The organism is Streptomyces sp. Ag109_G2-15 (assembly GCF_900215565.1).
Taxonomy (GTDB): Bacteria; Actinomycetota; Actinomycetes; order Streptomycetales; family Streptomycetaceae; genus Streptomyces; species Streptomyces diastatochromogenes.
The window spans coordinates 637,835-657,212 of sequence record NZ_OCNI01000001.1 but is presented as its reverse complement, the minus strand read 5'-3'; the positions used below and the strand labels follow the sequence as shown (position 1 = coordinate 657,212).

At 71.8% G+C, this 19,378-nt stretch carries 13 protein-coding genes, 1 pseudogene and 1 riboswitch; of the genes and pseudogenes, 8 read left to right on the top strand and 6 right to left on the bottom strand.

Annotated elements, in window-relative coordinates; all coding sequences use genetic code 11:
• Window positions 1-22: 22 nt before the first annotated feature.
• Window positions 23-1,075 (top strand): ABC transporter substrate-binding protein, encoded by a 1,053-nt coding sequence (locus CRP49_RS02675; RefSeq protein WP_097251989.1) that lies wholly within the window; start codon window positions 23-25, stop codon window positions 1,073-1,075.
• 18 nt (window positions 1,076-1,093) lie between these two features.
• Here CRP49_RS02675 and CRP49_RS02670 read toward each other — a convergent pair whose 3' ends face one another.
• From CRP49_RS02670 to CRP49_RS02655, 4 genes are all read right to left on the bottom strand, one after another.
• Window positions 1,094-1,774 carry a response regulator gene (locus CRP49_RS02670; protein WP_097251988.1) on the bottom strand — a complete coding sequence of 227 codons (681 nt, stop codon included), beginning with the start codon at window positions 1,772-1,774 and terminating at the stop codon, window positions 1,094-1,096.
• On the bottom strand, window positions 1,771-3,450 hold the full coding sequence (locus CRP49_RS02665; RefSeq protein ID WP_097251987.1) for a sensor histidine kinase: 1,680 nt from the start codon (window positions 3,448-3,450) through the stop codon (window positions 1,771-1,773). The genes CRP49_RS02670 and CRP49_RS02665 overlap by 4 nt, the downstream gene beginning before the upstream one ends.
• A 98-nt stretch (window positions 3,451-3,548) precedes the next feature.
• A complete protein-coding gene (locus CRP49_RS02660) occupies window positions 3,549-4,490 on the bottom strand; it encodes a sucrase ferredoxin (protein ID WP_097251986.1) in 942 nt (313 codons plus the stop codon).
• A 55-nt stretch (window positions 4,491-4,545) separates the two neighbouring features.
• Window positions 4,546-5,802, bottom strand: a complete 1,257-nt coding sequence (locus CRP49_RS02655; RefSeq protein ID WP_179851479.1) for a citrate synthase — start codon at window positions 5,800-5,802, stop codon at window positions 4,546-4,548.
• A 122-nt stretch (window positions 5,803-5,924) separates the two neighbouring features.
• On the opposite strand from CRP49_RS02655, the gene CRP49_RS02650 reads away from it, so the two are divergent.
• Both CRP49_RS02650 and CRP49_RS02645 read left to right on the top strand, forming a co-directional pair.
• A complete protein-coding gene (locus CRP49_RS02650; protein WP_097251984.1) occupies window positions 5,925-7,088 on the top strand; it encodes a citrate synthase/methylcitrate synthase in 1,164 nt (387 codons plus the stop codon).
• A 101-nt stretch (window positions 7,089-7,189) separates the two neighbouring features.
• Window positions 7,190-8,293: a GTP-binding protein gene (locus tag CRP49_RS02645; RefSeq protein ID WP_257033295.1), complete on the top strand. Its 1,104-nt coding sequence runs from the start codon at window positions 7,190-7,192 to the stop codon at window positions 8,291-8,293.
• Here CRP49_RS02645 and CRP49_RS02640 read toward each other — a convergent pair.
• Entirely contained in the window at window positions 8,290-10,749 is a 2,460-nt protein-coding gene (locus tag CRP49_RS02640) for a DNA topoisomerase (ATP-hydrolyzing) subunit A (RefSeq protein WP_097251983.1), read from the bottom strand. The genes CRP49_RS02645 and CRP49_RS02640 overlap by 4 nt on opposite strands.
• A gap of 262 nt (window positions 10,750-11,011) precedes the next feature.
• Between CRP49_RS02640 and CRP49_RS02635 the strand changes: the two genes are divergently transcribed.
• The 4 genes and pseudogenes from CRP49_RS02635 (at window position 11,012) to CRP49_RS02620 (ending at window position 15,846) form a co-directional block, all read left to right on the top strand.
• On the top strand, window positions 11,012-12,406 hold the full coding sequence (locus tag CRP49_RS02635) for a pitrilysin family protein (RefSeq protein WP_097251982.1): 1,395 nt from the start codon (window positions 11,012-11,014) through the stop codon (window positions 12,404-12,406).
• Window positions 12,403-13,791, top strand: a complete 1,389-nt coding sequence (locus tag CRP49_RS02630) for a pitrilysin family protein (protein ID WP_094216413.1) — start codon at window positions 12,403-12,405, stop codon at window positions 13,789-13,791. The genes CRP49_RS02635 and CRP49_RS02630 overlap by 4 nt, the downstream gene beginning before the upstream one ends.
• Before the next feature lie 232 nt (window positions 13,792-14,023).
• Window positions 14,024-14,186, top strand: a riboswitch (cyclic di-AMP (ydaO/yuaA leader).
• A gap of 12 nt (window positions 14,187-14,198) precedes the next feature.
• Window positions 14,199-14,953: pseudogene (locus CRP49_RS02625) on the top strand (M23 family metallopeptidase).
• Window positions 14,954-15,150: 197 nt separating this feature from the next.
• Entirely contained in the window at window positions 15,151-15,846 is a 696-nt protein-coding gene (locus tag CRP49_RS02620) for a GntR family transcriptional regulator (protein ID WP_097251981.1), read from the top strand.
• Between the two features lie 182 nt (window positions 15,847-16,028).
• Here CRP49_RS02620 and CRP49_RS02615 read toward each other — a convergent pair whose 3' ends face one another.
• A complete protein-coding gene (locus CRP49_RS02615; protein WP_094216410.1) occupies window positions 16,029-16,310 on the bottom strand; it encodes an HPr family phosphocarrier protein in 282 nt (93 codons plus the stop codon).
• Between the two features lie 178 nt (window positions 16,311-16,488).
• Between CRP49_RS02615 and CRP49_RS02605 the strand changes: the two genes are divergently transcribed.
• Window positions 16,489-19,371, top strand: a complete 2,883-nt coding sequence (locus tag CRP49_RS02605; RefSeq protein WP_179851478.1) for a bifunctional GNAT family N-acetyltransferase/acetate--CoA ligase family protein — start codon at window positions 16,489-16,491, stop codon at window positions 19,369-19,371.
• The last annotated feature ends 7 nt before the right edge of the window (window positions 19,372-19,378 follow it).

Genomic DNA, 19,378 nt, shown 5'->3' with positions numbered 1-19,378 from the left:
TCTCACAAGGACGTGAACCGCCATGCGCAAGTCCGCCAGATACACCACCCTGGCCGCCGCCGGCCTGCTCGCCCTCTCCTCCCTCACCGCCTGTGCCAACGACGCGGCCAGCACCGCCGCCGGCAGCAAGGGCGACGGCAAGGGCACCAAGGTCAAGATCATGGTCGGCGGCCTGGACAAGGTCATCTACCTGCCCGCGATGCTCACCCAGCGGCTCGGCTACTTCGACGCCGAGGGCCTCGACGTGGAGCTGCTGAGCGAGCCCGCCGGCGTCCAGGCCGAGACCGCGCTCGTCTCCGGCCAGGTGCAGGGAGCGGTCGGCTTCTACGACCACACCCTCGACCTCCAGGTGAAGGGCAAGTCGGTGGAGTCCGTCGTGCAGTTCTCGCACGCGCCGGGCGAGGTGGAGGTCGTCTCCGACAAGGCGGCGGGCGACATCGCTTCGCCCAAGGACTTCAAGGGGAAGAAGCTCGGCGTCACCGGTCTCGGCTCCTCGACCGACTTCCTCACCAAGTACCTCGCCGTCAAGAACGGCGTGAAGGTCAGCGAGTTCACGCCGGTCGCCGTCGGCGCCGGACCGACCTTCATCTCCGCACTCCAGCAGGGCGCGATCGACGGCGGCATGACGACCGACCCGACCGTCGCCACGATCCTGGACAAGAAGGCCGGCAAGGTCCTCATCGACATGCGCACCCCCGAGGGCTCGCAGGCGGCGCTGGGCGGGCCGTACCCCTCGTCAAGCCTGTACATGCAGACGGACTGGGTCAACGGTCACAAGGACACCGTCCAGAAGTTGGCCAATGCATTCGTCAAGACGCTCAAGTGGATGTCCACCCACAGCGCGGACGAGATCGCGGCCAAGATGCCCGCCGACTACTCCCAGGGCGACAAGGCGCTCTACGCCCAGGCGATCAAGAGCACGCTGCCGATGTTCACCAAGGACGGCGTGATGCCCGCGAACGGCCCCGAGACCGTCGAGAAGGTCCTCAAGTCGTTCAACCCCACCATCAAGAACGCCAAGGTGGACCTGAGCAAGACGTTCACGACCGAGTTCGTCGAGAAGGCCGCTGAGTGACCGCTCGCTGAAGCCCGCTCAGGCGCGGGTCGCCCACACGTAACGGTGTTCCGGGCGGCCCGCGTCGCCGTATTTGAGGGTCAGCCGGGCCCGTCCGGTGCGCTCCAGGAGCTTGAGGTAGCGCTGGGCGGTCTGGCGGCTCACCCCGGTCCGCTCGGCGATCTCCTGGGCGGACAGCGGCCCCTCGGCGCTCATCAGGGACTGGCGCACCAGCTCGGCCGTGGTGGGGGAGTGCCCCTTGGGCAGCTCCGGCTCCGACGGCGCCGACAGGGCGCCGAAGATGCGGTCCACCTCGGCCTGTTCGGCCTCGCCGCCGCCGTCCAGTGTGCGGCGCAGCTGGGCGTACGCCTCCAGCTTCGCCCGCAGCCCGGCGAAGGCGAACGGCTTCACCAGGTACTGCAGGGCGCCGTGCCGCATGGCGGCCTGGACGGTCGACACGTCCCGCGCTGCCGTCACCATGATCACGTCGGTCTGGTGGCCGCGCCGACGCATCTCCTGGACGACCGCGAGCCCGGTGTCGTCGGGCAGATAGTGGTCCATGAGAACCAGGTCGAGCCGCGGAAGCGCCTCCAACTGGCTCAGCGCCTCGGCCGCGTTGTGCGCCTCGCCGACCACATGGAAGCCGGGCACCTTCTCGACGTAGGCGGCGTTGACCCGGGCGACCCGCACGTCGTCGTCCACGACCAGGACCTCGATCATCGCGCCTCCTCCTCGGCGACAGCGGCGGTCTGAAGGGACTCCGCGAGCACCGCCGGCTCCAGCTCCGGCTCGGTCAGCGCCTCGGGCAGGACGACGGTGAACTCGGCGCCCCCGCCGTCCGCCGCGCCCACCGCCGCGCTCCCGCCCTGCCGTTCGGCGAGCCGGCGCACCAGCGAGAGGCCGAGGCCCCGCTTGCCGTGTGCGGGCGGCTTCTTGGTGGACCACCCGTCCGTGAAGATCAATTCCCGCTGGTCCTCCGGGATGCCGGGCCCGGTGTCGCGTACGCGAAGGACGACCGTACGTCCCTCGGTGCGCAACTCGACCTCCACGCGCGCGTGCGGGGTGCCCGCGACCGCGTCGAGTGCGTTGTCCACGAGGTTGCCCACGACGGTGACCAGACCCCGGGGGTCGATCAGCCGGTCCGGCAGCCGGGTGCGTTCCGACACCCACAGGGCGACGCCTCGTTCGGCAGCCACGGTCGCCTTGCCGACCAGCAGGGCGGCGAGCAGCGGGTCCTGGATCTTCTCGGTGACCTGCTCGGCGGTGACCCGGTGGTCCCCGACGACCTCGCCGACGAACTCCACGGCGTCGTCGTACATCTCCAGCTCCAGCAGGCCGAGCAGGGTGTGCATGCGGTTGGCGTGCTCGTGGTCCTGGGCGCGCAGGGCGTCGATCAGGCCGCGCGTGGAGTCGAGTTCGCGGCCCAGCTGCTCCAGTTCGGTGCGGTCGCGCAGGGTGGCCACGGCGCCGCCGTCGTCCGTGGGCATGCGGTTGGCGACCAGGACGCGCTGGCCGCGCACCGTCAGCAGGTCGGTGCCGGTCACCCGCCCGGCCAGGACGTCCGCCGTACGACCCTCGCCCAGCGCTTCGTCCAGGGACTTGCCGACGGCCTCGTCGCCTATGCCCAGCAGCCGCCGTGCCTCGTCGTTGAGCAGCCGGATGCGGCCGCCGCGGCCGAGGGCGACCACGCCCTCCCGGATGCCGTGCAGCATCGCCTCGCGCTCGGCGAGCAGCGCCGAGATGTCGGAGAAGGCCAGGTCCCGGGTCTGCCGCTGCACCCGGCGGGAGATCAGCCAGGCGGCCAGCGCGCCCACCGCGAGAGCACCGCCGGCGTAGGCGAACAGCCCCGGGATCGCGCTGATCAGCCGGGCGCGCACGCTGTCGTACGCGATGCCGACCGAGACCGCCCCGATGATCCGGTGGTCGGCGTCGTACAGGGGCACCTTGCCGCGCGCGGAGCGGCCCAGGGTGCCCTTGTCGATCTCCATGACCTGCTTGCCGGCCAGGGCGTCGCGGGGGTCGGTGGAGACCTGCTGGCCGATCTCGCTCGGCGTGGGGTGCGACCAGCGGATCCAGTGCCGGTCCAGCACCACGATGTACTCGGCGTTCGTGGCGTGCCGGATCCGCTCGGCCTCCTTCTGCACCGGGCCGTTCCTGGTCGGCGGGGTGTGCTGGACGCCCTCGGCGATCTGCGGGTCCTGTGCCGTGGTCTGGGCGATGGCCAGGGCGCGGCGCATCGCCTCCTGGTCCAGCTGTTTGCTCAGCGGGGCCAGGAAGAGCCCGGTCGCGAGCACCGCTACTCCCGCGGCGATCGCCACCTGCATCAGCAGCACCTGCGAGAAGACCCGCCGCGGCAGACCGAGGCGCAGGCGGCGCGCGGGGGGAGTGGGGCTCATACCCACGACGGTACGTGGGGGGACGGTGGTCGCCGTAGGGGTTGTGGCGTGGATCTCTTGACCATTTCTTGAAGAAGTGGGTTGGGGGGCGGCCCGGATCAGCTCGCCAGCGCCGTCGTCCGCAACTCGCGCACGGCCACCACGTCCATCCGCGCCGGCGCCCCGAGCACCGCCGCGTCGCAGCTCTCCGGGCGCGGCGGCAGGGACGCTCCCTGGGCCGCCGTGACGAGCCAGTGGCGGCCGTCGGTGTGGGCGACCATGACCTCCCAGCGCGGTGCCCTGCCCTCGGTCCGTACGACGCTCAGCGCGCCGGCCGCGTACTCGCCCGCCGCCGAGCGCACGGCCAGCTCGGCCGCCTGCCCGGGCCGGTCCCAGGCGGAGCACCCGCGGCATCCCTCGACCACCACGCGCCCCTCCTGGACCCCGTGCAGGGCCTCCTTGATGGTGTGCGCCTCCGCGCGGCCGTACGCGTAGCCGTACGGCAGGACGAGCACCGTGGGCGAGAAGCGATGACCACCCAGATGGGTGACCTCCCAGACGCCCCGCACACCGGAAGAGGCCAGCTCGGCGGCGAGGGGACGGCCCAGGAGGGCGCAGCAGCGGTCGCGCTTGCCGTTGGTGCACACGAGCGCGAGTGGGTCGCCCGTGTGTGGCCCGCAGCCCAGCGCCGCGTCGAAGGAACGGGGGTCGCCCGCGCCCAGAGCTGCGAGGTCGAGGCCGAGCAGCCGGTACGGATCGCGGGTGGTGGCGCTGTGCAGCCAGACGTTCCCGGGGACGGTGTGGGCCACGTACACCTGCCGGAGCGCGGGCGTGCCGGGGTCCGCGTGGCGGCCGGGGCGTCGGATGAGCGCGACGCGGACGCCGGTTCCCTCGGCGGCGGCCTCCAGGGCACGGCCCAGCGCGGGGTCGAGGTGGCTCGAAGTGAGCGCCTTGACACCCCACGGGCCGGGCTGTTCCAGCAGCAGCCACGTCGTCGCCGTGGCAGCCGTGCCGGCAACGGGCTCGTCGAGGCTCCGGGAGACGGTCGCACACCTACTCACAGAGGTGAGCCTAACCTGACTTCCCCCGGGGCGACTTCCGGCCGTGGCCGTTGCACTACTCCGGGAGGGGCTGCGGAGGGCGCGGACCGACGTAGTGACCGCTGGGGCGCATGCGTAGCGGGCGCTCGCCGTACTCCTCGAGGGCGTGGGCGATCCAGCCCGCCGTCCGGGCGACGGCGAAGATGGTCTCGCCGGCCGTGGCGGGCATGCCGCAGGAGACGGTGAACACGGCCAGGGCCAGGTCGACGTTGGCGTGCAGCGGGGTGTGGCGGGCGGTCGTGGCGACGATGTCGCGGGCCGCGAGCAGGGCGGGTTCCGCTCGCGGGAGCTGCTCCAGGAGGCCGAACAGCGCCCGCGCGCGCGGGTCTTCGCCGGGGTAGAGCCGGTGACCGAGTCCGGGGATACGGCGTCCCGCGCGCAGTTCGTCCGCGATCACCGGGACCGCGGTGCCCTGGTCGAGCACGTCGAGCAGCATCCGGTGGGCCAGGCCGCTGGCGGCGCCGTGCAGCGGCCCCTCCAGGACGCCGAGCCCGGCCGAGACGGCCGCGTAGGCGTGGGCGCGGGCCGAGGCGGCGACCCGGACGGCGAGCGTGGAGGCGGCCAGGTCGTGGTCGACGAGCAGGGCGAGGGCGGTGTCCAGGACGCGCAGTGCCGCCTCGTCCGTGGGGCTGGCGGTCAGCCGGCCCCACAGGCGGTGGGCCAGCGGACCGTCGTCCTCGGGGGCGTACAGGACCGGCGGCAGCGCGGCGACGAGCGTGGGGATGAGAATGCGCGCCGTGCCCAGCACGGCCTCCTCGGACAGGTCGAAGCGCAGCGGGTCCTCGGTCGCCGCGGCGATCGCCGCCACCCGCAGCCGGTCGGTGGGGGAGGTGTGCTCCGGCAGGGCCCGCACGACGTGGCGGGCGACCTCGACGGTCTCCTCGGGCGCGGTGAAGGTCACGCCCCGGGTCATCCGGCCCGTCCACAGCCACTCCGCGACCTCCTCGTAGGAGTGGCGGGCGGCCAGCTCCGTGGCGTCGACGCCACGGAAGTAGTACCGGTCCTTGTCGATGAAGGTGATCCGGGTCCGGACGGACAGATCCCCGCCGGAGCCCGGACTCCCCGCGGCCTCCCGCCGGTTGCGCCGGGCGAGGGCCTCGACCTCCCGCGCCTCGAAGGTGCTGGCGCGGCCCCCGGGTTCGCGCCTGCTGCTGAGCAGGCCGCGGCTCACGTAGGCGTACACCGTCTCGGGCTTCACGCCGAGCAGTTCGGCGGTCTCCTTGGTGGTCAGCCTTCGCCCGGGACGGTCGGGAGCGGGTTCGTGATCGCGCATGGAAGTCACCGTAGCCGCCTCTGCACATCTTGATGACCCCACTTGATGAACATTGATTAGATCAATGTTGACAGGAAAGTCGTCAAGCATGGACAGTCGGATCAAGTCCAGGGAGGAACATCATGTCCATCAACAGGACCGCACCCCGTGTCGACGTACCGCGCGGCCTTGCGGGAGTCGTCGTCACCGACACCGAGATCGGAGACGTACGGGGACTCGAGGGCTTCTACCACTACCGCCAGTACTCGGCCGTCGAACTCGCGCAGACCCGCGGCTTCGAAGACGTCTGGCACCTCCTCGTCCACGGCACGCTCCCGGATGCGGAACACCGTGCCGCCTTCAGCGCCGGGACCGCGCGACTGCGCCGGCTGCCCGAGGAGGTCCGCGCGGCCCTGCCCGCCATAGCGGCGGCGAGCCGCCTCTCCGGTCCGCTGGCCGGGCTGCGCTCGGCACTGTCGCTGCTGGGTGCTGCGCAGGGGTTCCGGCCCGTGTACGACATCGACGCCGACCGACGCCGCGCGGACACCGTCGCCGTCTGTGCGGCCGTACCGACCCTGCTGACCGCGCTGTACCGAATCGGGCAGGGCCTCGACGCGGTGGAGCCGCGCGAGGACCTGTCGTACGCGGCCAACTACCTCTACATGCTCACGGGTGAGGAACCGGACCCACGGCGGGCCCGTGCGGTCGAGCAGTACCTGATCTCAACCATTGATCACGGATTCAATGCATCAACCTTCACCGCGCGGGTCATCGCGTCCACCGGTGCCGACGTGGCGGCCTGCCTGGTCGGGGCCGTGGGCGCGCTGTCCGGACCGCTGCACGGTGGGGCGCCCAGCCGTGCCCTCGACACCCTGGACGCGATCGGAACACCCGACCGCATCGACTCCTGGATCCGGGAGCGGGTGCTCGCCGGCGACCGCATCATGGGCTTCGGGCACGCCATCTACCGCACGGAGGATCCCCGTTCGCGGATGCTGCGCGAGATCGCCGAGGGCTTCGGGGGCTCGCGCGTCGCCTTCGCAGTCGAGGTCGAGCGACAGGTCGAGACGATCCTCGCCGAGCTGAAGCCCGGCCGCGAACTGCACACGAACGTCGAGTTCTACGCGGGCGTGGTCATGGAACTGTGCGGCCTGCCCCGGGAGATGTTCACCCCCACCTTCGCGGCGGCCCGGGTGGTCGGCTGGAGCGCCAACATCCTGGAACAGGCGGAGGACCCGAAGATCATCCGACCGGTCGCCAGGTACGTCGGCCCGGAGCCGCCGGTGGCGGTGCCGGCACAGCCCTGAGGGACCCCGCAAGCCACAGGCGGGCCCCGGCGGCGCCCCGCCCCGGGGCGCCCCGCTCTTATCCTGGTCCGGCAGTCGGTCCACGTGAGAGAGGGCGCCCGTTGGGCAACAGCCGCACCCCGCAGCAGATCCCCGTCACCCCGCAGCAGATCCCGGTCATCGTGCTCGCCGGATTCCTCGGCTCAGGGAAGACCACGCTCCTCAACCATCTGCTGCACCGCAGCGGAGGCAGCCGCATCGGGGCGATCGTCAACGACTTCGGCGCCATCGAGATCGACGCCATGGCCGTCGCCGGCGCCCTCGGCGACTCGACCGTCTCGCTCGGCAACGGCTGCCTGTGCTGCGCCGTCGACGCGAGCGAACTCGACGTCTATCTGGACCGCCTGGCAGCGCCCGCCGCCGGCATCGACGTCATCGTCATCGAGGCCAGCGGACTCGCCGAGCCGCAGGAACTCGTGCGGATGGTGCTCGCCAGCGAGCATCCCGGCATCGTCTACGGCGGCCTCGTCGAGGTCGTCGACGCCGCCGAGTTCGACGGCACCCGAGCCCGGCACCCCGAGATCGACCGGCACCTCGCCCTCGCCGACCTCGTCGTGGTCAACAAGCTAGACCGGGCGCCCGACGCCGACCGCGTCCTTCACCTGGTCCGCTCGCTGACCGACCGGGCCGCCGTCGTCCCCGCCACCTACGCACGCGTCGACCCGGAGTTCCTCTTCGACTGCAGGCCGAGCGAGGAGCGCATCGGGCAGCTGTCCTTCGACGACCTGCCCGACCTGCACGACCTGCACGAACCCGACGACGACCACCACGGCCACCTGCACACGGGCTACGACAGCCTGTCCTTCACCTCCGACGTACCGATGGAGCCCCGTCGGCTGATCCGGTTCCTGGACAGCCGACCGGAGGGGCTGTACCGAATCAAGGGATACGTGGACTTCGGGCCGTACGACACCGTCAACCGCTACGCCGTCCATGCCGTCGGCCCGTTCCTGCGCTTCTACCCCGAACCGTGGCCGCCCGCCGACGCCCGCCTCACCCAGCTCGTGCTGATCGGCTCCGGCATCGAGGCGGACGCGCTCGGCAAGGAACTGGAGGGGTGTAGGAGCGACGACGCCCCACACGCCGACGAGCACGGCATGTGGGGCGTCCTGCGGTACGTACAGGGCTCCGAGGAGGAGCCCGACGCGGCGGCGTACCCGGTCTAGAACACCGGCCCCGCGACCACCGACACCGTCTTCGCCAGCGACGTGCCCGAGCCGTCCCGGCGCGGGTCCAGCTCCGGCAGCTCGGCCGGGGTGCCGTTCTTCTGCGCCGCCCGGGCCGGGACGGGGCCCGCCCAGCCCAGCGACAGGCAGTCCTCGCCCTTCAGGAACCGCTGGCAGCGCACGCCGCCGGTGGCCCGGCCCTTGCGCGGGTACTGGTCGAACGGGGTCAGCTTGGCCGTCGTCTGCACGGAGTCGTCCAGCGTGCCCCGCGAGCCCGCCACCGTGAAGACCACCGCGTCGGCAGCCGGGTCGACCGCCGTGAACGAGATGACCTTGGCGCCCTCGGTGAGCTTGATGCCCGCCATACCGCCGGCCGGGCGGCCCTGCGGACGGACGATGGAGGCCTGGAAGCGCAGCAGCTGCGCGTCGTCCGTGATGAACACCAGGTCCTCCTCGCCGGTGCGCAGCTCCACCGCGCCGACGATCCGGTCGCCCTCCTTGAGCGTGATGACCTCCAACTCGTCCTTGTTGGACGGGTAGTCGGGCACCACACGCTTGACGACACCCTGCTCGGTGCCCAGCGCCAGACCCGGTGACGACTCGTCCAGCGTCATCAGGCAGACCACCGTCTCGTCGTCCTCCAGGGAGACGAACTCCGCGAGCGGCGCCCCTCCGGCGAGGTTCGGCGCAGTCGCCGTCCCGGGCAGCTGCGGCAGGTCGACCACGTTGATCCGCAGCAGACGGCCCGCCGAGGTCACCGCGCCGACCTCGCCCCGCGTGGTTGCCGGGACCGCCGAGACGATCACGTCATGCTTGGCGCGCCGCGCGTCGGTGTCCTCCGAGAACGGCTCGTTGTCCGCCGTACGGGCCAGCAGGCCCGTGGAGGACATCAGCACCCGGCACGGGTCGTCGGCGACCTGGAGCGGCACGGCGGCCACCGGGGCACCCGCCGACTCCAGCAGGACCGTACGCCGGTCGGTGCCGAACTTCTTGGCCACGTCGGCCAGTTCGGCCGAGACCAGCTTGCGCAGCTCCGCGTCCGAGTCCAGGATCCGGGTCAGCTCCGCGATCTCCGCGGTGAGCTTCTCCTTCTCCGCCTCCAGCTCGATGCGGTCGTACTTGGTGAGCCGGCGCAGCGGCGTGTCGAGGATGTACTGCGTCTGGATCTCGCTCAGCGAGAAGCGCTCCATCAGGCGCTCCTTGGCCTGCGCGGAGTTCTCGCTGGCCCGGATCAGCCGGATGACCTCGTCGATGTCGATCAGCGCGGTCAGCAGGCCCTCGACCAGGTGCAGCCGGTCACGGCGCCTGCCGCGGCGGTACTCGCTGCGGCGCCGCACGACGTCGAAGCGGTGGTCGAGGTAGACCTCCAGCAGCTCCTTCAGGCCCAGGGTGAGCGGCTGACCGTCCACCAGGGCCACGTTGTTGATGCCGAAGGACTCCTCCATCGGGGTCAGCTTGTACAGCTGCTCCAGGATCGCCTCCGGCACGAAGCCGTTCTTGATCTCGATGACCAGGCGCAGGCCGTGCTCGCGGTCGGTGAGGTCCTTGACGTCGGCGATGCCCTGGACCTTCTTCGCGTTGACCAGGTCCTTGATCTTGGCGATCACCTTCTCCGGACCGACCGTGAACGGCAGTTCGGTGACGATCAGGCCCTTGCGGCGGGCGGTCACGGTCTCGATCGAGACCGTCGCGCGCATCTTGAAGGTGCCGCGGCCCGTCGCGTACGCGTCCCGGATGCCGTCCAGGCCGACGACCCGGCCGCCGGTGGGCAGGTCGGGGCCCGGGACGTGCCGCATCAGCGCGTCCAGGTCCGCGTTCGGGTACCTGATCAGGTGGCGGGCGGCCGCGATGACCTCGCGCAGGTTGTGCGGCGGCATGTTCGTCGCCATGCCGACCGCGATGCCCGAGGAGCCGTTGACCAGCAGGTTCGGGAAGGCGGCGGGCAGTGCCACCGGCTCCTGTTCCTGACCGTCGTAGTTGGGCGTGAAGTCGACCGTGTCCTCGTCGATCGACTCGGTCATCAGGCTCGTCGCCTCGGCCATCCGGCACTCGGTGTACCGCATGGCGGCCGGCGGGTCGTCGTTGCCCAGCGAGCCGAAGTTGCCGTGGCCGTCGACCAGCGGGAGGCGCATCGAGAACGGCTGGGCCATGCGCACCAGGGCGTCGTAGATCGACGCGTCGCCGTGCGGGTGCAGCTTGCCCATGACCTCGCCGACGACCCGGGCGCACTTCACGTAGCCGCGGTCACGGCGCAGGCCCATCTCGTTCATCTGGTAGACGATCCGGCGGTGCACCGGCTTGAGGCCGTCACGGGCGTCCGGCAGGGCGCGCGAGTAGATGACCGAGTACGCGTACTCAAGGTAGGAGCCACGCATCTCGTCCACGACGTCGATGTCGAGGATCTTCTCCTCGTACGAATCGTCGGGCGGCGGGGTCTTCGTGCTGCGGCGGGCCATCGCTGCCGGCTCCTTGCTACTGAAGCGTTTGATGGATCTGACGCGGACCATTGTGGACCGAGGCACTGACAACCCGTGCCACGACCCGGTCCCAGCGGGATTCCCGCACCCGCGGAGCCGGGTCCGGCGCAGGCTACGCGATCCGCTCTGGGCGTACGTCCGGCGGGAACTTCGCCGAGGCCCCGCACGCTTTGCATACAGTGGCAGGACCGGCAGGAAAACAGCGGTTTCGACGACCGCCTCCGCTCGCGAAGGGACGTACATGCCCATGGGTCACACGACCACAGCCGAGGCAGGCTCCGGGGGCCTGGCAGCGACCGAGCACCACCTGGCCAACGGTCTGCGCGTGGTGCTCTCCGAGGACCACCTGACCCCGGTGGCGGCGGTGTGCCTCTGGTACGACGTCGGCTCCCGACACGAAGTCAAGGGACGTACCGGCCTGGCTCACCTCTTCGAGCACCTGATGTTCCAGGGGTCGGGGCAGGTCAAGGGCAACGGCCACTTCGAACTGGTGCAGGGCGCCGGCGGCTCGCTGAACGGCACCACCAGCTTCGAGCGCACCAACTACTTCGAGACCATGCCCGCCCACCAGCTGGAGCTCGCCCTCTGGCTGGAGGCCGACCGCATGGGCTCCCTGCTCGCCGCCCTGGACGACGAGTCCATGGAGAACCAGCGGGACGTCGTCAAGAACGAGCGCCGCCAGCGCTACGACAACGTGCCGTACGGCACCGCCTTCGAGAAGCTGACCGCCCTCGCCTACCCGGAGGGCCACCCGTACCACCACACGCCGATCGGCTCGATGGCGGACCTGGACGCGGCCACCCTGGAGGACGCGCGCCAGTTCTTCCGCACCTACTACGCGCCCAACAACGCGGTGCTCTCCGTGGTCGGCGACATCGACCCCGTGCAGACCCTCGCCTGGGTCGAGAAGTACTTCGGGTCGATCGCCTCCCACGACGGCAAGCCCGAGCCCCGCGACGGCTCCCTGCCCAAGATCATCGGCGAGCAGCTGCGCGAGGTCGTCGAGGAGGAGGTCCCGGCGCGCGCCCTGATGGCCGCCTACCGGCTCCCGCAGGACGGCTCCCGCGAGGCGGACGCGGCCGACCTCGCCCTGACCGTCCTCGGCGGCGGCGAGTCCTCCCGCCTGTACAACCGGCTCGTGCGCCGCGACCGTACGGCCGTGGCGGCCGGCTTCGGCCTGCTGCGCCTGGCCGGCGCACCCTCGCTCGGCTGGCTGGACGTGAAGGCCTCCGGTGACGTCGAGGTGCCGGTGATCGAGTCCGCGATCGACGAGGAGCTGGCCCGGTTCGCCGAGGAGGGCCCCACCGCCGAGGAGATGGAGCGCGCCCAGGCCCAGTTGGAGCGCGAATGGCTGGACCGGCTCGGCACGGTCGCCGGCCGCGCCGACGAACTGTGCCGGTTCGCGGTCCTGTTCGGCGACCCGCAGCTCGCCCTCACCGCCGTCCAGCGCGTCCTGGAGGTGACCCCCGAGGAGGTCCAGGAGGTCGCCAAGGCCCGCCTGCGCCCCGACAACCGCGCGGTCCTCGTCTACGAGCCGAAGCACCCGGAGACGGTCCAGGACGCCGACGTACCCGAGGACCCGGAGCAGGAAGCGACCGTAGAGGCCGGTAACGACAACGAGGAGACGGCCAAGTGACCGAGCTCGCCACGATGGACTTCCACCCCCAGCCGCAGCCGGGCGAGGCCAAGCCCTGGGCGTTCCCGGCCCCCGAGCGCGGCACGCTGGACAACGGCCTGACCGTGCTGCGCTGCCACCGCCCCGGCCAGCAGGTCGTCGCCGTCGAGGTACTGCTGGACGCGCCTCTGGACGCCGAGCCGGCCGGCCTGGACGGCGTCGGCACGATCATGGCGCGGGCCTTCTCCGAGGGCACCGACAAGCACTCCGCCGAGGAGTTCGCCGCCGAGCTGGAGCGGGCCGGCGCCACGCTCGACGCGCACGCCGACCACCCCGGCGTCCGCCTCAGCCTGGAGGTCCCGGCCTCCCGCCTGGCCAAGGGCCTCGGCCTGCTCGCCGACGCCCTGCGCGCGCCCGCCTTCGCCGAGAGCGAGGTCGAGCGGCTGGTCCGCAACCGCCTGGACGAGATCCCGCACGAGCTGGCCAACCCCGCCCGCCGTGCCGCCAAGGAACTCTCCAAGGAGCTGTTCCCGGCGACCTCGCGCATGTCGCGCCCGCGCCAGGGCACCGAGGAGACGGTCGAGAAGATCGACGCGGCGGGCGTACGCGCCTTCTACGACCGCCATGTGCGGCCCGCCACGGCCACCGCGGTGGTGGTCGGCGACCTCACCGGCACCGACCTGGATGCGCTGCTCGCCGACACCCTGGGTGCCTGGACGGGCACCGCGGGCGCGCCGCGTCCCGTGCCGCCGGTGACGGCCGACGACACCGGCCGGGTGGTCATCGTCGACCGGCCGGGTGCCGTTCAGACGCAGCTGCTCATCGGCCGGATCGGACCCGACCGGCACGACCGCGTGTGGCCCGCCCAGGTGCTCGGCACCTACTGCCTCGGCGGCACCCTCACCTCGCGCCTGGACCGCGTCCTGCGCGAGGAGAAGGGCTACACCTACGGCGTGCGCGCCTTCGGACAGGTCCTGCGCTCCGCGCCGGACGACACCGGCGCCGCGATGCTCGCCATCAGTGGCTCCGTGGACACCCCCAACACCGGCCCCGCGCTGCAGGACCTGTGGACGGTGCTGCGCACGCTCGCGGCGGAGGGGCTGACCGACGCCGAGCGGGACGTCGCCGTGCAGAACCTGGTCGGTGTGGCGCCGCTGAAGTACGAGACCGCGGCGGCCGTCGCGGGCACGCTGGCGGACCAGGTCGAGCAGCACCTGCCCGACGACTTCCAGGCGACGCTGTATCAGCAGCTCGCCGGCACCGGCACCGTGGAGGCCACCGCGGCGGTCATCAACGCCTTCCCGGTGGACCGCCTGGTGACCGTCCTCGTCGGTGACGCGGCCGAGATCAAGGCGCCGGTCGAGGCGCTCGGCATCGGCGAAGTCACCGTCGTGGCCGCCGAGTAGCGGTCCGGCGGCGCCACGCGCGCGTGGGGGCCCTGACGGCCGACGGGTCGTCAGGGCCCTTTGCTGTGCGCGACGCTGGAGCACCTTCCCCAGATGTCCGAATTGGGGCGGAGGTTGCCTGTCTGACCTGTGGGATGCGCTACAAAAGCCCGGATCCGTTTGGGGATCGAAAGTCGGGCCCTTTAGCGTCTTCCGGGCTGTTCGTCAGGCAGTGCGCCGCGCCCGCGGCACCGGACAGTCATCGCCGAGTCCCCGTACGGCGCGAGCCAGGGGAGCCGGGGACCCACGCAGTCCCTGGGGTGAATCGGACGCCCGCGCGCGAGCGAGGGGGTCCGTAGGAGACCTTCCTGCTCCGAACCCGTCAGCTAACCCGGTAGGCGAGAGGGAAGGAAAGGACCAGCCACTTCATGGCGTTCATGTGCGCCACCGGGAAGCACCGCAAGCCCGGTCGGGTCAAGCGCACCACCGCTCAGGCGGCCGGTGTCGCGGCCCTCACCACCACCGGCGTCATCGGCACCCTGGCGGCCACCCCGGCGCTCGCCGCGGACAACTCCGTCGAGGACACCGGTCTCACCCCGGTCATCACCGTGAGCGACAAGGTCGCCGAGCAGATCGACGCGCAGGCCGAGGCCCAGCAGGAGGCCGCGCGGCAGAAGGCGGCCGAGGAGGCCGCGGCCAAGGCGGCGGCCGAGGAGGCGAAGAAGGAGCGCGAGGCCCAGGCCCGCGCCGCGCGTGAGGCCGAGCGCAAGCGCCTGAACGCCTTCGTCGCCCCGATCGCGCACTCGTACGTCTCCACCGGCTACCGGGCCAGCAGCTCCCTGTGGTCCTCCGGCTCCCACACCGGCATCGACTTCCACGCGGCCAGCGGGACGTCCGTCCACGCGGTCGGCTCCGGCACGGTCGTCTCCACCGGCTGGGGCGGCGCGTACGGCAACCAGATCGTGATCCGGATGGCCGACGGCATGTACACCCAGTACGGCCACCTGTCGTCGATCGGCGTCACCGTGGGCCAGAAGGTCCTCCCGGCCAGCAGATCGCCCTGTCCGGCGCGACGGGCAACGTCACCGGACCGCACCTGCACTTCGAGGCCCGTACGACCCCCGAGTACGGCTCGGACGTCGACCCGATCGCCTACCTCCGCCAGCACGGCGTGAACGTCTGACGCTCCGGCGCACGACATCCCGAAGCCCCGGCTCACGAGCCGGGGCTTTCGTCGTTTTTCGCAGCGCCTGCCGCATCTGCTGTCCAAAAAATATCCCTGGATTCCGGCCTGCCGTCGGAAATTCCGGCTCATTGCAATAGAGTCACGGAACACACGTCCACGTCGACGTTTCACGGGGATTAAGGCGGAGGTCGGTCATGCGTATTCCGGCGCACTCGGTGTGCACGGCGATCCGGGACGACATCGTCGCGGGTGTCTACGAGCGCGGCAGCCGCCTCACCGAGGAAGTACTGGCCCGTCGCTACGGCGTCTCGCGCGTCCCCGTCCGTGAGGCCCTGCGCACCCTGGAGGCGGAGGGCTTCGTGGTGACCCGGCGGCACGCGGGCGCGTGCGTGGCCGAGCCGACCGAGCAGGAGGCCGCCGACCTGCTGGAGATGCGCACGCTGCTGGAGCCGCTCGGCGCCTCCCGGGCCGCCCAGCGGCGCACCGAGGCCCATCTGAAGGTGCTGCGCGGTCTGGTCCGGCTGGGCCAGGAGCGGGCCAGGCGGGGCAACAGCGAGGATCTGCGCTCGCTGGGCGGCTGGTTCCACGAGACACTGGCGCAGGCCGCCGGCAGCGCCTCGCTGACGTCGATGCTGACCCAGCTGCGGCACAAGATCGCCTGGATGTACACGGTGGAGGCACCGCCGAGCCCGGTGGACTCCTGGGCGGAGCACGGCGCGATCGTGGACGCGGTGGCCCGCGGCGACAGTGAGCGCGCGCGGGCGATCACGGCGCTGCACACCGAGCGCTCGACGGGCGCGCACCGGTTGCGGTTCACCTCGGGTGGGGACCGCTCCGAGCGTGTGAGGAACTCGCAACATGCCGTAAACATGTCGAGCCTGCGGCATTAACACGGGCGCCGTATACAAAGAGGGGATATTCAGCGGACCGGTATTTCCGCTGCCCTTTTTCCGGCGCGCCGCGAATTCACGGTCGCGTGCCTTTCGTGTGCCCGTGGTGAATTCCTCGAACCGGGTGCGAAAACGCGGAAGCCGCGCCACCCGGAAAGGGCGACGCGGCTTCCTGGCGCACCTCAGACGGTCTCGGGAAGCTCTTCCAGACCCTCGGAGACCAGCTTGGCCAGACGGTCCAGGGCGACTTCGGCGCCCTCGGCGTCGGAGGCGAGGACGATCTCCTCGCCGCCCTGGGCGCCCAGACCCAGGACAGCCAGCATGGAGGCCGCGTTGACGGGGTTGCCGTCAGCCTTGGCGATCGTCACCGGGACACCTGCGGCCGTGGCGGCCCGGACGAAGATGGAAGCGGGGCGGGCGTGGAGGCCCTCGGCCCAGCCGACGTTGACGCGGCGCTCAGCCATGTGTTGCTGCCCTTCAGTGTTCAGGGTTGTCTAGACCAGTTTCCCATATCGTGAAGCGAGTCCGGAGCGGGGTGTTCGTCCTGCTCCGGTGTGACATCGGACCGCGGCCTCGGTCCGACTTCCGTCCTCCACAGACTGCCTCGCGCCGTTGTCGGACGCGAGCCGTACTCTGGGGCCCATGCAGAGCCCGGCGGACCGGCAGGACCGGCACGAGTACCCCGCCCACTGGGAGGCGGACGTGGTGCTGCGCGACGGGGGTACCGCGCGCATCCGGCCCATCACCGTTGATGACGCCGACCGCCTGGTCAGCTTCTACGAGCAGGTCTCGGACGAGTCGAAGTACTACCGCTTCTTCGCGCCGTACCCGCGACTCTCCGCCAAGGACGTCCACCGCTTCACGCACCACGACTTTGTGGACCGGGTGGGACTCGCGGCCACCATCGGCGGCGAGTTCATCGCCACCGTACGCTATGACCGCATCGGTGCCGACGGTCTGCCCGCGTCCGCGCCCGCCGACGAGGCCGAGGTCGCCTTCCTGGTGCAGGACGCCCACCAGGGCCGCGGGGTCGCCTCGGCCCTCCTGGAGCACATCGCGGCCGTCGCTCGCGAGCGCGGCATCCGCCGCTTCGCCGCCGAGGTGCTGCCCGCCAACAGCAAGATGATCAAGGTGTTCACGGACGCCGGGTACACCCAGAAGCGCAGCTTCGAGGACGGCGTCGTACGCCTGGAGTTCGACCTCGAACCCACCGACCGCTCCCTCGCCGTGCAGCGCGCGCGGGAGCAGCGCGCCGAGGCACACTCGGTACGGCGGCTGCTGGCACCCGGCTCCGTCGCGGTCGTCGGCGTCGGCCGCGCGCCCGGCGGGGTGGGCCGCAGCGTCCTCGGCAACATCCGGGACGCCGGCCATCCCGGCCGCCTGTACGCCGTGAACAAGGCCTTCCCCGAGGACCTCAAGGAGGTCGACGGGGTGCCCGCGTACCGCTCGGTGCGGGACATCGAGGGGCCGGTGGACCTCGCCGTCGTCGCCGTACCGGCCGAGCACGTGCCCGCCGTGGTCTCCGAGTGCGGCGAGCACGGGGTGCAGGGACTGGTCGTGCTGTCCGCCGGGTACGCCGAGAGCGGGCCCGAGGGGCGCGAGCGGCAGCGGGCCCTGGTCCAGCTCGCGCGCGCGTACGGCATGCGGATCATCGGCCCGAACGCCTTCGGCGTCATCAACACCGCGCCCGACGTCCTGCTGAACGCCTCGCTCGCCCCCGAGATGCCCCGCCCGGGCCGCATCGGCCTGTTCACGCAGTCCGGGGCCATCGGCATCGCGCTGCTGTCCCGGCTGCACCGGCGCGGCGGAGGCGTCACCGGGGTCACCGGGGTGTCCACCTTCGTCTCCGCCGGGAACCGGGCCGACGTCTCCGGCAACGACGTCCTCCAGTACTGGTACGACGACCCGGAGACCGACGTCGCCCTGATGTACCTGGAGTCCCTCGGCAACCCGCGCAAGTTCACCCGCCTCGCCCGGCGCACGGCGGCGGCGAAGCCGCTGGTCGTGGTGCAGGGGGTCGGCTCCGTGCCGCAGGGGCACGCGGTACGGGCGACACGGCTGCCGCACGCGACCGTCTCCGCGCTGCTGCGGCAGGCCGGGGTGATCCGGGTCGACACGATCACCGAACTGGTCGACGCGGGGCTGCTGCTGGCCCGGCAGCCGCTGCCCGCGGGGCCGCGCGTGGCGATCCTCGGGAACTCCGAGTCGCTGGGGGTGCTAACGTACGACCGGTGTCTCGCGGAGGGGCTGCGGCCGTCGCCTCCGCTGGACCTGACGACCGGGGCGACTGCGGAGGACTTCCATCGGGCGTTGTCGCGGGCGCTGGCGGACGAGACGTGTGACGCCGTCGTCGTCACGGCGATTCCGGCGATCGGGGAGGGGTCGCCCGGGGACGCGGAGCTGGCGGAGGCGCTGCGCTCGGCTGCGGCTGCCGTTCCGGGGAAGCCGGTGCTGGTGGTGCATGTGGAGCTTGGTGGGCTTGCGGAGGCGTTGTCGGCTGCGGCGAGTACGTCACCACAGGCCCTTGCGAAGGCGCCCGGCGCTGAGGGCGGTGCCCACCCTCCCCCACTCTCGGCTTCGCTCGAGCGGGGCGACCCCCATCGCCCTGCGGAACGACTGCCCACCGCCGGAGCGGAAGCACCGGAAGCCTCCCAGAGCTGCTCCCGGCTCATCCCCGCCTACCCCGCCGCCGAGCGTGCCGTGCGGGCCCTCGCCGAAGCGGTGAAGTACGCGCAGTGGCGGCGGGAGGCCGCTGATCCGGGCAAGGTGCCGGAGTACGACGACATCGACGAGAAGGGGGCCGCCGAGCTGATCGGCGGGCTGCTGGAGCGCGGGCAGGGGCTCACGCTCGGGCAGGCGGAGACCTGCGAGCTGCTGGACCGGTACGGCATCCACGTGCGCCGGGCGCTCCCCGCGCCCGCCCCGGACGCCGCCGCCGAGGCCGCCCGCACCCTCGGCTACCCCGTGGCCCTCAAGGCCACCGCGCCGCACCTCAGACACCGGGCCGATCTGGGCGGCGTACGCCTCGACCTGGCGGACGAGGAGCAACTGCGCAGGGCCTACACCGAGTTGACCGAGCTGTTCGGGCAGCCCGAGGAGCTGCGGCCGGTGGTGCAGGGGATGGCGCCCCGGGGAGTCGACACGGTCGTCCGGGCCGTGATCGACCCGGCCGCCGGGGCCCTGCTGTCCTTCGGCCTCGCCGGGGCCGCCTCACAGCTGCTCGGGGACATGGCGCACCGGCTGATCCCGGTCACCGACCGGGAGGCGACCTCGCTGGTGCGGTCGATCCGCACCGCCCCGCTGCTGTTCGGCTGGCGCGGCTCCACGCCCGTGGACACGCCCGCGCTGGAGGAGCTGCTGCTGCGGGTCTCCCGGCTCGTGGACGATCACCCCGAGGTCGTCGCCGTCACCCTGGAGCCGGTGGTCGTAGCCAAGCACGGCGTGAGCGTCCTCGGCGCCACCCTGCGGCTCGCACCGCCCCCCGCCCGCGACGACCTCGGCCCGCGCACGCTGCCGGCCTACTGAGCGGGGG